Origin of the sequence: Streptomyces albus subsp. albus (genome assembly GCF_000719865.1) — a bacterium.
Taxonomy (GTDB): Bacteria; Actinomycetota; Actinomycetes; order Streptomycetales; family Streptomycetaceae; genus Streptomyces; species Streptomyces albus_E.
In genome coordinates, this window is sequence record NZ_JOID01000023.1 from 69,768 (window position 1) to 84,831 (window position 15,064).

The following is a 15,064-nucleotide window of genomic DNA, read 5'->3' on the forward strand; positions in this document are numbered from 1 at the left end:
GGGGCCACGGCGCGGGTATGCGTCGACATGCCCGCCCCGGTCACCTCACCGGCCGGGCCCGGCGGACGTGACGCATGGCCGCTGCCGTAGGGGGGAGTCGAGAGCATGCGGCGAGACCGCGGAAGCGGATGAGGGACGCAGGCGACCGCTCACCGTGGCCCCTCTGCCGTCACCGTCCGATCCCCCTCGTCCTCGCGCGTCGTGTGCGCGCTGCCGTTCGGTCGCACCAGGCCGGGACGAGGGCTGTCAGCATCAGGAACGCGGTCAGGACGATGGCCCAGGGGTAGCCGGTCACACCGGCCACCATGCCGAAGCCGACCGCGCCGATACCCATCCCCGCGTCGTAGGCAAGATTCCACAGGGCGCTCACCGTCCCGTACCCGGAGGACGGGACCCGGGTGTACATCAGCGTGAGGGTGGCGCTCTGGATGACGCCGAAGCCGATCCCGAACACGGCCGCACCCACGACGACCGCGGCGGGGACGCCCGTGAGGGCGATGACGAAGATGCCGGCGGCTGACACGGCCAGCCCCGGCACGAGCAGCCCGGCGGCTCCGCGCCGGTCGGCGCGCCGGCCGGCGAACCAACGGGATGCGGTCGCGGCGGCCGGTTGCACGAAGAGAGCCGCGGCAACCACGCCGGAATGGCCCGGTGCCACGGCCAGTGGCAGAAAGGTGACGACGAACCCCGCGCCCACCGCCGTCACCGCGAACACGGCCGTGGGCCGGCCGAGCGCGCCGGAACAGGCGCCGGCGAAGACCCCCAGGGGCGGCCCCGACGCTGCTTTCCGGCCGGGCAGACCCGGGACAGCGGCGATGGAGACCAAAGCGATGAGTGCCGCCACTGAGCAGACGGGTCCGTACCCCGTGTGCAAGGCCAGCCAGGCCCCGAGCGGCAGGCCCACCAGCAAGGGCACACCGGCCACGACGCCGATCAGGGCCAGCCCCTCCCCGCGGCGTTCGGGCGGGATCAGCGACGCCGTCAGCGCCCCACCCGCCACCAGGGTGAACGCGAAGCCGAACCCCCGGACAAGGCACACCACCACGATCCACGCCATACTCTGCGACACGGTCAGGGCCAGGGCCGGAGCGCCCAGGAGGAACAACCCCGCCCCCAGCATCACGCGATAGCCACAGCGTGCGGCCAACCACGGGGCAGTCAGCTCGCCGGCCACCGTGGCCAGCATCAGCGCACCGGTGACCAGGCCCGCCTTGTCGCTGCCCCCGCCCGGCGCGCTCTGTGCGTAGGCCGGGACGACGGGCAGCAGCAGATGGAAGCTCGCCGAAGAGCCGACAACCGTCACGAAGCGCAACAGCAGCGGGCGGGTCATCAGACGTGGCCGCGCCTCGTCAACTCGGTCATCAGGACCCATGGATGAGGCCATGGGGTGAAACCTAGGGAACGGAGCTGCCGGAAAGCTCGGGATTTCCCTTCCTGTTCGGCGGGAGTTCGTCCCAGGGAACTGTTACCGGTGACCCGTGGGACAAGCCACGAACCGTGCAAGTCCCTTGTCCTGCAATCTCATTCGGCGAGTCTGCGGTAGCAGACTGGGCGTTGGCCCCGAGGATGCCCATGGACAGGGTCGGACGCGCCGGTGAGCGGATGGATCTTCGAGCCGTACTTCCCTCGACCAACAGGCGGATCCGTCGGCTCCCCCTTTCAGCGGCCGCATGTTCACCGAGTCGATCACGCGTCGCGACCAGTCCGGCTCGCCGCGACCACCCGAGCTCGTCGAGGACCGGGCGGCAGGGGTTCCCCCGGGCCTTCGTCGCCCCGCCCTCGGCACCTGACCGGGCGCGCCGGTACAGAGGGCCGGGAGGGAGCGGATTCTTGTACCGTGGAGGCCCGGTCCGTCACGAGGGACCGGCACTGCCCGCACCGGACCGACCGGCCGGCCGGCCGGCCGGAGCCCAGGGGAGGCCCTGCCATGACGGAACGCAAACCGCCCGGCGTCGACTTCGAGTCCTGGGTCGACCGGCAGATCCGGGAAGCCGCCGAGCGGGGCGCTTTCGAGAATCTGCCGGGCGCGGGCCAGCCGCTGACCGGCCTGGACGCCCCGTACGACGAGAACTGGTGGATCAAGAAGAAGATGCACCGCGAGGGCGCCTCCGCCCTGCCCCCGGCGCTCGCCCTGCGCAAGGAGGCGGAGGACGCCTACGAGGCCGCGCTCGGCGCCCGCTCCGAGCGCGAGGCCCGGCGCATCCTGGCGGAGATCAACGAGAAGATCGGCGAGGCGATCCGCAGGCCGCCGGTGGGCCCGCCCCTCAATGTCAGGCCCTACGACCCGGAGGCCGTGCTCCGCGACCGGCGCGAGCGCCGCGCCCGCCGCGACCGCGGCGAGCGGCATCCCGGCTGAGCCCGCACCCCGGCTGAGCCCGCGCTCCGGGCTGCGCCCGCACTTCGGCCGCGCCCGCACCTTCGCCGCGCCCGTGTCCCGGCTGCGCCCGCGCCGCGTCCCGGTACCAGGCCGAACACCCCGGCCGGCACCCGGCCCGGTCGGCACTCGGCGCGGCCGGCACCCGGCCCGGTCGGCACCCGGCCCGCGGGGCCCAACGCCGGCCGGGCCCATGCCGGCCGGGCCCAACACCCGCCCGTGTGCGGCGATTTCCCGGGGGACCGGTGTTGCTTCCGTGCCCGGGGGTACCCGGGGTAACAGCACGTGTCAGCATGATCGGCAGCCCACCACCGGCAGGCCGTCCCGCCACCCGCCGACGCCTCGCCGGTGCCCCCGGTTCTGATGGTTCTCGCAGGCAGGAGCCGCCGCCACTTCATCGGTGCCACCGCGCTCCAGGCCGCCGCCGCGGCCGGACTCACCAGCGTCTCCGCCCCCGCGTCCGCCGCCGACCGGTCGGCGGCCTCCGGCGACTCCTTCCCCGCCGTCGTCGTCGGCTCCGGCTACGGGGCCTCCGTCGCGGCCCTCCGGCTCGGCGAGGCGGGCGTGAACACCCTCGTCCTGGAGATGGGCCGGCTCTGGGACGAGGCCGCCGCGGACGGCAGGATCTTCTGCGACATGCTCAACCCGGACCGCCGCTCCATGTGGTTCAAGGACCGCACCGAGGCACCGCTCGACACCCTGCTCTGGCTCGATCTGGTCAACCGGAACATCGAGCGCTACCCGGGCGTCCTGGACCGCGTCAACTTCGGCGAGATGTCCGTCTACGTCGGCCGCGGCGTCGGCGGCGGCTCCCTCGTCAACGGCGGCATGGCCGTCACCCCGGCCCGCGGCCACTTCGAGAAGGTGCTCCCCGGCGTCGACGCCGCCGAGATGTACGGCACGTACTTCCCCCGGGCCCGCGCCATGCTCGGCGTCAACAGCATCGGCACCGACTACTTCGGCGACAGCGACTACTACCGCTTCGCCCGGCTGGCCCGCGACCAGGCGCACAACGCCGGGCTCTCCACCACCTACGTGCCGAACGTCTACGACTTCGGGTACATGGAGCGGGAGGAGCGCGGCGAGGCCGCAAAGTCCGCCCTCGCGGGCGAGGTCATCTACGGCAACAACCACGGCAAGCGCAGCCTGGACAAGTCCTATCTCGCCGCCGCCCTCGGCACCGGCAAGGTCACCCTCCGCACGATGCGGCAGGTCGAGCGGATCGAGCGGGGCCCGGACGGCGGCTACACGCTGACGGTCAAGGAGATCGACGAGAACGGCTCCGTGGTGGCCCGCACCGAGGTCTCCTGCACCCACCTCTTCCTCGGCGCGGGCAGCCTCGGCACCACCGAACTCCTGCTCCGTGCCCGCGACTCCGGCGCGCTGCCCGACCTCAGCCCCGAACTCGGCACCGGGTGGGGCCCCAACGGCAACATCATGGCCGGCCGCGCCAACCACCCCTGGAATCCGACCGGCAGCCAGCAGTCCGCCATCCCCGTCCTCGCCATCGACGACTGGAACCACCCCACCCACCCCGTCTTCGCCGAGATCGCCCCCCTCCCGGCCGGGATCGAGACCGGGATCAGCCTCTATCTGGCGATCACCGACAACCCGGAACGCGGCACGTTCTCCCTCGACCCCGCTACGGGGAAGCTCCGGCTGGACTGGCGGCGGGAGCAGAACGCGCCGGCGGTCACCGCCGCCAAGTCCCTCCTCGACCGCGTCAACCGCGCCAACCGCACGGAGTACCGATACGACCTCTTCGGCGACGACCGCGCGTTCGCCGACGACTTCTGCTACCACCCGCTGGGCGGCTGCCCGCTGGGCGCGGCCACGGACGGGTACGGGCGGCTGCGCGGACACCGCAATCTGTACGCGGTCGACAGCTCGCTGATCCCGGGGTCCATCGGGGTGAACCCCTTCGTCACCATCACCGCCCTCGCCGAGCGCAATGTCGCCCGGGTGCTGGCCGAGGACGTGCTCCGGGGGACGCGGGGCGCCTGAGCCGGCCCCGGCCGCCGTACGGTACCGGCGGGAACCGGCCCCCTGGGGCCGGTTCCTCCGTCAAATCCCGGTGTGGGCACGACAATTGTGTGTGAACGGTTTACGAATGATCCCCGGGGTGCTATCTGTGTGGGAGCGCTCCCATTCCCGTCGGCGGCCGTCCCTCCACCCCGGCCGCACAGCGGGACGGGGAGTGGCTGCACATCAGTCGGACTCGATCCGGCGACGGGCCGCCCGCCGGCCCGGCCGCACGCCAGCGGCCGGGGTCCGTACGGCGCCCGGCCCGCCGGGTGACCCCCTAGGAGACCCCCACATGGCCATTCGGCACCCGGACCGGAAGAAGTCCCCGGTCCGCACCCCCCGTTCGCTGAGCCTCCTCGGAGCGGGCCTGTTCGCTCTCGTCGCGGCGTCCATGCCCTCGCCCGCGGCCGCCCACGGCGCGACCATGATGCCGGGTTCGCGCACGTACCTCTGCTACGAGGACCTGATCAAGAACAACCACCAGATGCCGGCCAACCCGGCCTGCGCCGCGGCGGTCCAGCAGTCCAGCACCACCCCGCTTTACAACTGGTTCGCCGTGCTGGACTCCAACGGCGGCGGCAAGACGACCGGTTACATCCCGGACGGCAAGCTGTGCAGTGGCGGCGACCGCGGCCCGTACAACTTCTCCTCGTACAACGCCGCGCGCGCCGACTGGCCGAAGACCCACCTCACCTCCGGCGCCAGCATCCAGGTCAAGCACAGCAACTGGGCGCACCACCCGGGCAAGTTCGACGTCTACATCACCAAGAACGGCTTCAGCCCGACGAAGAGCCTGGCCTGGAGCGACCTGGAGCTCCTGCAGACCGTGACCAACCCGCCGCAGTCCGGCGGCGCGGGCTCCAACGGCGGCCACTACTACTGGGACCTCAACCTGCCGCAGCGGTCCGGCCAGCACATCATCTACATCCACTGGACCCGTTCGGACAGCCAGGAGAACTTCTACTCCTGCTCCGACGTCGTCTTCGACGGCGGCAACGGCCAGGTCACGTACTGATCGGTGACGTCACGGTCTGGTGAACCGCCGGACCGTGACGCGTGACGCTCAGGGACCCGCCGGGCTCAACGGCCCGGCGGGTCCCGTGCGTTGACGGTCAGCCGAACGGCGCGTCCACGCCCGGGCCGTCAGAGCGGCAGGGCGAAGACCGGAACCGGGGCCGTATGCGTGGCCGCTGGGGAGAGGGTGCCCGTGCCCGGGGCGACCCGGAAGACCGTCACCGAGCCGGAGCGCTGGTTGCAGGCGAACATCAGCGCACCGTCGGGGGAGAGAGCCAGGTGCCGGGGCCAGTCACCGCCGACCGGGACCGTGCCGAGCAGCCGCAGCGAGGCGCCCCCGTCCTCGACGGCGTAGTGGCTGACGCTGTTGTGCCCGCGGTTGCTGAGATAGGCATGGGCGCCGTCGCGGGACACCAGCGGCTGCGCGGGGTAGCTGGTGACACCGCCGGTGCCGGTCGGCTGCGGGGTCCCGGGGGTGAGACGGCCGGTGTCCGGGTCGTAGGCGCAGACCGCGATCGTGTCGCTCAGCTCGTTGGCGAGATACGCGTACCGGCCCGAGGGGTGGAAGGCCAGCGCCCGCGGGCCCGCGCCGGGCGGCAGGACGGCCACGGAGACCCGGTCGAGCGTCCCGGCGGACGGGTCGAGGCGGTAGGTGTGGACGCTGTCGTTGCCGAGGTCGACGGCGAGGACATGGCCGCCGTCGGGGGTGGTCAGGATCTGGTGCGCGTGCGGGCCGTCCTGGCCGGGGCCGGGCGGGGGACTGGTGTGCTCCACCAGGTCGGTGCGCTCGCCGAGCGAGCCGTCCTCCTCGACGGGGTGCACCGCGACGGAGCCCGAGGTGTAGTTGGCGCTCAGCAGGAACCGGCCCCCGGGATGGACGGAGAGGTGGCAGGGCGCGTCGCCGCCCGTGTCGCGGCTGTTCAGCACCCGGTGCCGGCCGTCCTCACCGAGGGCGATCGCGGTGACGCCGCCGGGCCGGCGCTCGTTGACGGCGTAGAGGGTGCGCCCGCAGGGGGCGAGGGCGAGGAACGAGGGATCGGCGACGCCGGCAAGGGTCCCGCCCGGGAAGACCTCCCCGCTCACCGGGTCGTACGAGGCGAGGCCGATGCCCGTGCCGCCGCCGGGCTGCGAGGTGTACGTCCCCAGGAACAGCGGACGGGCGGCGGCCGGGCGCGGCCCGCCACCGCCACCGGCAGCGGGGGCCGGCGCGCCGGACGGCGGAACGGCCAGGGCGCGGGCGGCGGCCGGCCCGCTCACGGCGGCGCCCGCGGCGAGAGCCGCGGCGGCGGCCAGCAGACCGCGGCGGGCCGGTAACGGTTTGTTGCTGCTCATATCGCGTGCACCTCATATCGGTGGGGGGTGGGGGTGCGGGGCGGGGCGCAGGAGGTTGGCCGGGCGCCGGACAGCCTGGCTCATCCCCCAGGGCGGCCACAAGACGCCCGGTGACCCGAAGAGGCCCGGCGAATGGGGGAGTTGAGTGGAACAGGCTCTGCCGACCGGCGGCCGGTGCCCTTCACGAACGGTCGGACGGCCGCCACCGCCCGCGCCGTCCCCGGGCCGGGGGAGACACGGCACCGGGTCAGGAGTGGTGCAGCCAGACGCGGAGCGGGCCGAGCACGGTGAAGCCGCAGGCGAGCGCGGGCCCGAGATCGTCCCCCTGCTCGTAGCCGACGACGGGGAGGCCGGGGAAGTGGCCGGCGGCCGCGGTGAGAGCGGATGACCACACGGCGGCGATGTCGCCGTCGTTGACGGCGAAAAGGTTGGAGAGGCCGACCAGCCCCGCGCTGCGGTTGAGGACGGCGCCGCCGGCGAGTTCCCTGCCGTCGTGAAAGGCCAGCACCAGCACGGACGGGTCGTCCAGCAGCGCGGGCCGGAAGATGTCCGGGGCCCCGTCACCGCCGCCGTGCCAGGCGGTCTGCCAGTCGCGGAGCCGGGCGGCCGCGGTCACCGGTTCGGCGCGCAGGGCAGGCGTTCGCGGTGCGGGAAGGCCGGCGGGGCGGTGGATCCAGTGGGCGGTGAACAGTTCGGTGAAGCCGCCCGGGGCGAGGTCGAGCGTGGCAAAACTGTCCTTGACGGAGCACCCGGGTGACGTCGTGTCGATTCCGGGGAGAAAGCCGTCCGGCGCCGCGGCGGGGTGCAGGGTGACGGCGTCGGGGTAGTACGGCGGGGTGCGGCGGGAGCTGTACCAGGCCGTCTCGTCCAAGGTGCCCGGAACGCCGTGGGACCGGCAGACCGCGGCGCACCAGTCGGCGTTGTTGCGCGCCGCGGCGGCACGGAGGGAGGTCGTCGTCTCGGTGGAGGTCACCGGCACAGGTTGGCACCACTCCGGCCCGGCCGCACCCCAGTTGTCCTCCCGCTGCCCCCGCCGGCCCGGCCGTCCCCCGCCCGGTGATCAGCCCGGGGCCACGAAGCCGGACTCGTACGCCGCGATGACCGCCTGCGTGCGGTCCCGCACCCCGAGTTTCGCCAGGATCGAACTCACATGGGATTTGACGGTCTCGCCGCCCACGACCAGGCGTGCGGCGATCTCCGCGTTGGACAGCCCACGCGCCATGAGACGCAGCACCTCCCCCTCCCGCCCGGTCAGCGCGGCGCGCTCCATGGCCGCCCGGGCCCCGGCGTTGCCGTGCTCTTCGCCGTGCGCGGCGGCCAACTGCCGCACCGCCGCCGGGAACAGCAGGGAATCGCCTTCCACCACCAGCCGCATGGCCTGCACGATCTCCGCCGGCCGCGCCCGCTTGAGCAGGAACCCGTCAGCGCCGGCACGGAGCGCCCCGTACACGTACTCGTCGTTCTCGAAGGTCGTCACCACCACGATCTTGGGCGGGTCCGGCACCGTGCGCAGGACCGCCCGCGTGGCCTCGATGCCGTCCATGAGGGGCATGCGTACGTCCATGGCCACCACGTCGGGGCGCAGCCGCCGGATCAGCGGGATCACGGCCGCCCCGTCACCCGCCTCGCCCACCACCTCGATGTCCGGCTGGGCCTCCAGTACGGCGCGCAGGCCCGCCCGTACGAGTGGTTCGTCGTCGACCAGGAGAACGGTGAGCGGCATCCGGTCAGCCTAGTGCCACAACCGTGGCTTTCCGCCGGTGACCTGCGATGACGCCCGTCCGCGCAGACCGGCCGGCCGGTGCGGACGCGGCTCGTGCCCTACCGTGAGCGGGAGTGCCGGTGCGGCGCCCCGGCCCGGTGCGATGAGCCGGGTACCGCGCCGCGCGCTTCACCACCGGCCGGCATGAGAAGTCCGGGACACCGGACGCGCGGGCCGGGACCGAGGCATTCGGCACACCTGCCGGGGCCGGCGGCAGGACCCTGCCGCAGGGCGAACACGCAGCACGGGGCCGCCGTGGCGATGAGTCCGCCGGCGCCCGCGAGTCCGCCCACCGACCGGAACAACCGACCCATCGGGAGCGGGACATGGGCCTCATCCACATCGAACTGTTCGCCACCCTCGACCTCGTGGGGCAGGCGCCCGGCGGCCCCGACGAGGACCCGGCCGGGTTCCCCTTCGGCGGCTGGCAGGCGCCCCTGATGGACGAGGTGGCCGGGGCGCAGGTCGGCGCCGCGTACGAGGGCACGGACGCCCTCCTGCTCGGCCGGCGGACGTACGACATCTTCGCCGCCTACTGGCCGCACCAGGAGGGCGGCGAGGACGGCGAGATCGCCACGCTCTTCAACCGCGTCCCGAAGTACGTGGCCTCCCGCGGCAGGCCCGATCTCCCGTGGGCCGGGTCCACGCTGCTCGGCCCGGACCTGGCCGGCGCGGTGCGCGGGATCCGCGACCGGCACGAGCACGTGAAGGTCGTCGGCAGCCTCAACCTGGTGCAGACCCTGCTGCGGGAGAAGCTGTTCGACCGTCTCGACCTCTGGGTGCACCCGATCGTGCTCGGCGTCGGGAAGAAGGTGTTCGACGGCGGCGAGGTGCCCACGAACCTCACGCTCCTCGAACCGCCCGCGGCCGGCCCGAAGGGCACCGTGTACCTGCGCTACGGGCTCGCCGGGGGCACGCCCGGGACGGGGGACATGAGCGCACCCGACCGCAGCGCCGGGCGCGAGACCTGAATCCGCCCCGCGCCAGGGGGTCCGTGTCGCCGGCGGTGCAGCCGGGCCGGCGGTCCGTCATGTCACCGCCGGTCGGTCACGTCACCGCAGCGGCAGGTCGACGCGCAGCAGCCACAGGCCGCCGTCCTGGGCAGCCCGGGCCTCGCCTCCGAGCAGCGCGGCACGCTCGCGGATGCCGCGCAGCCCGCTGCCGCCGCCCGTGCCCGCCACCGGGGCCGGCGCCGCGCCCAGCGGATTGCGCACCTCCAGCCGCAGCCGTCCCTCCGCAACGGTGATGCGCACCCGGACCGGGACGGGACCCGCGTGCCGCAGCACATTGGTGAGGGCCTCCTGGAGGATCCGGTAGCCCTCGCGGGACACCGGGCCCGGCACGTCCTCCAGGGGCCCGGTCACCTCCGCGTCGACCCGCGAGCCCGAGGACCGTGCGGAGTCCAGCAGTTGGCCCGCCTCCCCGAGGGCCGGCCGGGCGGCGGCCGGCCGCCGTGTCTCGCGCAGCACGAGCAGGACCCGTTCGAGATCCTCCAGCGCCGCCCGTCCCGTCTCCTCAATGGTCTCCAGCGCCCGGTCGGTGAAATCCGGGTCGGCCGCCGCCCGGGCGGCACCCGCCTGGACCACGGCCAGCGTCAGGGCGTGGCCGATGGAATCGTGCAGCTCCCGGGCGATGCGGTTGCGTTCCAGCAGCCGCTCGGTGCGCTCCTCCAGCTCGGCCAGGCGCTCCTTTGCCGACGGCCCGAGCAGCCGGCGGGCGGCCTCGGCCATGAGGGCCCCCGCTCCGGCGACCACCGCGACCAGCACCAGGACGGGCACCGGCACCAGCAGACCGTACTCCCAGCCGGTGCCGGGGACCGGCAGCAGCAGCGGGCCGGCGACACCCGGATTCCCGGTGGCCGCCCCGGCGAGCTCCATCGAGAGCGCCATCAGCTGCCCCGTCACCAGCGCGACGGCCAGTCCGGCTTCCAGCCGCAGCACCATCCAGGCGCCGGTCCGGGCGCGGTCGCTCCACGAAGCGGACGGAACGGTGGAGACACCCGCGTCCCCGTCACCCCTCACTCGCGCGTGCGGTCCGGGAAACAGCATCATCTGGGCCTGCAGCCCCTCCGCCCGGCGCACCCCGGGCACCATGGCGGCGGCCAGAACCAGCGGAACGGGCAGGATCGCGATCAGCGCCCAGTCGGCCGGCGACGGACTGTCCAGCCCCGGATGGACCATGGCGCAGACGAACGGCAGGATCGACCCCACCAGCAGATGAAGCCAGCGGGTGTACGTGACCGCACGGGTCAGCGGCATCAGGAGGCCCGGCACGCCGTCATCGTGCCAGAGCGGGCGGGACGGCGGCTCCCCCGCATGGGGGAGACCGGCTCCACCGGCGGGGGATGCCCGGCCCCGGCCCGTACGGCCACGCTGAAGCCATGACCAGCATCGACCTCACCGACCTGACGAAGGAGTACGGCGGCACCCGGGCCGTCGACCGCCTGACGTGCAGCATCGCACCGGGCCGGGTCACCGGGTTCCTCGGGCCCAACGGGGCCGGCAAGTCCACCACCATGCGCCTCGTCCTGGGCCTCGACCGCCCCACCTCCGGCACCGCCACGGTCGGCGGCCGCCCGTACCGGACCTTCGACGAGCCCCTGCGCACGGTCGGCGCCCTGCTGGACGCCCAGGCCGCCCACGGTTCCCGCACCGCCCGTGACCATCTGCGCTTTCTCGCCGCCGGCAACCGCATTCCGGCCCGCCGCATCGACGAGGTCCTCCGGGAGACGGGCCTCACCACGGCGGCACGCCGCCGCATCAAGACCTTCTCGCTCGGCATGCGCCAGCGCCTCGGCATCGCCGCCGCGCTTCTCGGGGACCCGCCCGTTCTCCTGCTGGACGAGCCGGCCAACGGCCTCGACCCCGAAGGGATCGTCTGGATCCGCGAGTTGCTGCGCCGGCTCGCCCGCGAGGGCCGCACGGTCCTCGTCTCCAGCCATCTGATGAACGAGACCGCGACCTTCGCCGACCACCTCGTCGTCCTCGGGCGGGGCCGGCTCCTCGCCGACCTCCCCCTGCGGGACTTCATCGACCGGCACAGCAACGCGCGCGTCCGCGTCCGCACCGGCGACCCCGTCCGGCTGCGCGCCACGCTGCTGGCCCGGGGGCACACGGTCGCGGGAGACGGCGACGGCCGGTGGGTGGTGGAGGGCGCCACGGCCGAGGAGGTCGGAGCCGTCGCCGCCCGCGAGGGCATCCCCGTGTCCGAACTCATCGACGAACGCGCCTCCCTGGAGCAGGCCTATCTCGCCCTCACGGCGGACGAGACCGAATTCGCCGCCGCGGCTCCCCCGTCCCCGACCGCAGTACGGGAGGCCTGACCATGTCCGTCACAGCGATCACAGCAGTGCTCCACTCCGAGTGGATCAAGATCAGGTCGGTCCGGGCGAGCTTCGGGTCGCTCATCGCGGTCCTCGCCGCCTCGCTGGCCATCACCGTGCTCGTCTACGCCACCGTCGGCCGGGCCGAGGCGGACAACGGCGGGGACCCCGTCTTCGAAGCCTTTTACGCGATCAACTTCGCGCAGATCGCGGCCATTTCCTTCGGCGCCACCGCCGTGTCGTCCGAGTACACGGGCGGTGCCCTGCGGATCTCACTGGCCGCCGTGCCACAGCGGGGCCTCTTCTACGCGGCCAAGACGGCGGTCGTGGCCGCCGCCGCCCTCGTGACGGGGTTCGCCACCGCGTTCGCCACCTTCTTCGCCGGCCAGGCGTTCCTGGGGGAGCTGGCCATCGGTCTCGGGGAGCCGGGAGCCCTGCGGGCCTGCGCCGGCGCGGGGATCTACCTCACCCTGATGACGCTGTTCGCCGCGGGGCTCACCTTCCTGCTGCGCAGCGCCGTCGCGGTACTGAGCCTGCTCATCCCGTTCATCCTGATCGTCTCCTTCGTGGTCGGGGACATCGCCGAGGGCGCCGCCGCCTGGCTTCCGGACCGCGCCGGACAGCAAGTCCTGTACCAGGATCCGCCGGGAGGCCTCGGCCCGTGGGCGGGTCTCGCGGTGACGGCGTTGTGGGCGGCCGCCGCACTCCTGGCCGGCCTGCGAGCGGTGCACCGGCGCGACGCCTGACGGTCGGGGCCCGGGCCGGCGGACGCGGGGGCCGTGTCGGCTCTCGCCCGGGTCGGCGGCGCTGGTACCCGGGGGCCGTGCCGGCCGGGACCCGCACGGCCCGGCACCCGGCGCGCGGACCGGCCGGTCGGCGACGCAGGCCGGTCGTGCCCCCGTCATACGGCGACGCCCGGAACCGGTGCGGTGGGGAGGTTTTGCCCGAAAGGGCACGGAAACCCGGCCGGGGACGCTGCAACCGCAGACACGCACGCACACCGCACAAGCGCGGCCGGCGGGCACAGCCGTGCGGTGGGCGGACACCGCCGCGCACCCCGTGCTGTGCGGCACCGCGAAGGAGCACGAGGAGCATCCCATGCAGCACGACACGTTTATCGGCCAGGTTCAGGCCCGCGCTCACCTCGGCAGCCGCGGGGCCGCCGAGACGGCCACCCGGGCCAGTCTGGAAACGCTCGCCGAGCGCGTCCCGGCGACGCTGGCGGAGCATCTGGCGGCCCAGCTGCCCCGGGAGATCGGCGAGCATCTGCGCCGGGTGGCGAACGCGGCGGACGAGCCCGAGACCGGGGTCCGGATGAGCAGCCAGGAGTTCTTCGAGCGGGTCGCGCAGCGGGCGAGCACCGGCTACCCCAAGGCGGTGCACGAGTCCCGGTGCGTGGTGGAGGTCGTCCGCGAGGCGACCGACGGCGCCCTGACCGACAAGGTGCGCCAGTCGCTGGACGCCGAACTGGCCGAGGTGCTGTTCTCCGGCAGCCAGGGCACGGCCCGCCACGCAGGCTGAGACCGGGGACCGGTGGCCCGCTGCCCGCTGCCCGCTGCCCGCGGAACGCGGCCCGGGGGCCTGCGGGGACGCGGCCTGCGGGAGGCTGAACGTGCGGGAGGCGGAACGCGGCACGGGGAACCGGGCTCCCGGTGTCGCACCTGTCACGGCGTCAGCAGCGCCTTGCCGGCGACCGCGCCCGACTCCGCCGGCCGCAGGGCTTCGGCGGCGCGGGCCCGCGGCAGCCGCGCCGCGATCCCCCCGGACGCCCGTGCGCCCGGCGCCGGGTGGGGGGCCGGTGCCGGGCGCGGTCTCGGCGATGGTGTCGGCGGCGTGCCGGAGCCGGAGCCGCGGTCTGTCGGCGCGGTGGTGGAGGAAGCCGCGCCACGGGGCGTGCCGTGCTGGCCGCGGAGGGCCGCGGGACCAGTGCGCGTGGTCAGTGAACGTGGTCAGTGCACGGGTCCTGTGTACGGGATCCGTACACCGAGGCTTCCCGGGAGGTCTGCCGGATGCCGTTGGTGCCGTTGAAGATCCGCTCGCCCCAACTGCTCAGCGAGTTCTTGTCGAACCCGTTGGCCATGTCGAGGTAGCCGACGTCGCTGCTGTTGCCGCTCCACGACCAGCCGAGGTAGCCGAGGCCCTTGGACTGGGCCTCGGCGAGGATGGCGTCCTCGTCCGGGTTGCCGTCGGAGTGGTCGTGCCCGAACTCGCCGACGATGATGGGCAGTCGCTTGGAGGTGAAGGCGTTCAGGTAGTCCCGGACCTCGGCGGCGGTGTCGTAGACCCCGTACATGTGGATCGAGAAGATGGTGTTGCGGTCCGGGTCGGAGTCGAAGACCGACTGGGCGTTGTCGCGCATGGTGCCCGACCAGTCCTGGCCCCAGTTCGGCGCGTCCACCATCAGCGCGTGGTCGAAGCCGGCGTCGCGGAGCTTGGAGATGGCGCCCTTGGTGTCGTTCGTCCACTGGGCATAGCCGTTGTTGCCGTGCGGCTCGTTGCCGATGTTGACGATGACGTAGTCCTCCTGGCCGTCCAGCGCGCTCTTGACGCCGATCCAGTAGTCGGCGGCACGGCTGAGGGTGGTGGCACCGCTCTGCTCGCCGTAGCCGGTGGTGTCGTGGACTTCCAGGACGCAGATGAGCTTGTTCTGCTTGCACTGGCCGACGACGTTCTGGACGTCGGCCGTGTCGTTCCTCGTCCACCGGTCGCCCGAACTGAGCACCACACGGACGGTGTTGGCGCCCAGCGACTTGATGTCGGCCAGCGACTGGGTGGTCTGCGAGGTGTACCAGGTGTGCGCGTGGTTGACGCCGCGCATCACGAAGTCGGATCCGTCCCGCTCCAGGATCCTGCCGTCGCCGACGTGAATGCCGGTGGCGGCGGCGCGCGCCGGTGCGTCCGCCGCGGTGGCGGTCTGGGCGGTGGCGGCCAGGGGGGCCATCAGCCCCAGTACGGCTGCCGCGGTGACGGCTGTCCGCATGCTCATGGTGCGACTCCTTGACGTGGGGGACCCCCGGGAGGGCGTGGTGCCGCTGTGCTCTCGTGCTCTACTGGTGGTGTCTTGACATCGTTGTCATCGTCCAGTGGGACAACGATGTCGCCCCTGGGATCCCGGGGGCGGGGAGGGGGTGGCACAGTGTGTACGGGGTGCCCGGGACAGTGTCAAGAGGCCCGGGAAATACTGCGGTTGGGGCGCACGGGTTGCATAAACCCTCCTCCCGCGAGCCCTGTACGG

Annotated in this window: 12 protein-coding genes and 1 pseudogene; 7 read left to right on the plus strand and 6 right to left on the minus strand. The window is 73.4% G+C overall.

Annotation, left to right across the window (positions count from 1 at the left end; genetic code table 11):
• Window positions 1–169: 169 nt before the first annotated feature.
• Window positions 170–1,384: an MFS transporter gene (locus IF83_RS0122655; RefSeq protein WP_244177176.1), complete on the minus strand. Its 1,215-nt coding sequence runs from the start codon at window positions 1,382–1,384 to the stop codon at window positions 170–172.
• A gap of 543 nt (window positions 1,385–1,927) precedes the next feature.
• Between IF83_RS0122655 and IF83_RS0122660 the strand changes: the two genes are divergently transcribed.
• From IF83_RS0122660 to IF83_RS0122670, 3 genes and pseudogenes are all read left to right on the plus strand, one after another.
• Window positions 1,928–2,356 carry a DnaJ family domain-containing protein gene (locus IF83_RS0122660; RefSeq protein WP_030547012.1) on the plus strand — a complete coding sequence of 143 codons (429 nt, stop codon included), beginning with the start codon at window positions 1,928–1,930 and terminating at the stop codon, window positions 2,354–2,356.
• Between the two features lie 381 nt (window positions 2,357–2,737).
• A complete protein-coding gene (locus tag IF83_RS0122665) occupies window positions 2,738–4,378 on the plus strand; it encodes a GMC oxidoreductase (RefSeq protein ID WP_030547014.1) in 1,641 nt (546 codons plus the stop codon).
• 412 nt (window positions 4,379–4,790) lie between these two features.
• Window positions 4,791–5,408: pseudogene (locus IF83_RS0122670) on the plus strand (lytic polysaccharide monooxygenase auxiliary activity family 9 protein); the annotation flags it as partial.
• Between the two features lie 134 nt (window positions 5,409–5,542).
• Here the strand turns inward: IF83_RS0122670 and IF83_RS0122675 are convergent.
• From IF83_RS0122675 to IF83_RS0122685, 3 genes are all read right to left on the minus strand, one after another.
• On the minus strand, window positions 5,543–6,745 hold the full coding sequence (locus IF83_RS0122675; protein ID WP_030547019.1) for a lactonase family protein: 1,203 nt from the start codon (window positions 6,743–6,745) through the stop codon (window positions 5,543–5,545).
• Between the two features lie 247 nt (window positions 6,746–6,992).
• The gene (locus IF83_RS0122680; RefSeq protein WP_030547022.1) at window positions 6,993–7,718 is read right to left on the minus strand and encodes a hypothetical protein; all 726 of its coding nucleotides are present in this window, start codon (window positions 7,716–7,718) and stop codon (window positions 6,993–6,995) included.
• Window positions 7,719–7,805: 87 nt separating this feature from the next.
• On the minus strand, window positions 7,806–8,468 hold the full coding sequence (locus IF83_RS0122685) for a response regulator (protein WP_030547024.1): 663 nt from the start codon (window positions 8,466–8,468) through the stop codon (window positions 7,806–7,808).
• A gap of 365 nt (window positions 8,469–8,833) precedes the next feature.
• Here IF83_RS0122685 and IF83_RS0122690 point away from each other — a divergent pair, with 365 nt between their 5' ends.
• Window positions 8,834–9,478 carry a dihydrofolate reductase family protein gene (locus tag IF83_RS0122690; protein ID WP_030547026.1) on the plus strand — a complete coding sequence of 215 codons (645 nt, stop codon included), beginning with the start codon at window positions 8,834–8,836 and terminating at the stop codon, window positions 9,476–9,478.
• Between the two features lie 81 nt (window positions 9,479–9,559).
• Here IF83_RS0122690 and IF83_RS0122695 read toward each other — a convergent pair whose 3' ends face one another.
• The gene (locus IF83_RS0122695) at window positions 9,560–10,780 is read right to left on the minus strand and encodes a sensor histidine kinase (RefSeq protein WP_030547028.1); all 1,221 of its coding nucleotides are present in this window, start codon (window positions 10,778–10,780) and stop codon (window positions 9,560–9,562) included.
• A gap of 107 nt (window positions 10,781–10,887) precedes the next feature.
• Here IF83_RS0122695 and IF83_RS0122700 point away from each other — a divergent pair, with 107 nt between their 5' ends.
• The 3 genes from IF83_RS0122700 (at window position 10,888) to IF83_RS0122710 (ending at window position 13,350) form a co-directional block, all read left to right on the plus strand.
• Window positions 10,888–11,829, plus strand: coding sequence for an ABC transporter ATP-binding protein (locus IF83_RS0122700; protein WP_030547030.1), 942 nt, complete (start codon window positions 10,888–10,890; stop codon window positions 11,827–11,829).
• Between the two features lie 2 nt (window positions 11,830–11,831).
• Entirely contained in the window at window positions 11,832–12,575 is a 744-nt protein-coding gene (locus tag IF83_RS0122705) for an ABC transporter (RefSeq protein ID WP_030547032.1), read from the plus strand.
• Window positions 12,576–12,927: 352 nt separating this feature from the next.
• Entirely contained in the window at window positions 12,928–13,350 is a 423-nt protein-coding gene (locus tag IF83_RS0122710; RefSeq protein ID WP_030547034.1) for a DUF2267 domain-containing protein, read from the plus strand.
• Between the two features lie 415 nt (window positions 13,351–13,765).
• On the opposite strand, the gene IF83_RS0122715 is transcribed toward IF83_RS0122710, so the two are convergent.
• Window positions 13,766–14,815, minus strand: coding sequence for a glycoside hydrolase family 5 protein (locus IF83_RS0122715; protein WP_051723183.1), 1,050 nt, complete (start codon window positions 14,813–14,815; stop codon window positions 13,766–13,768).
• Between the last annotated feature and the right edge of the window lie 249 nt (window positions 14,816–15,064).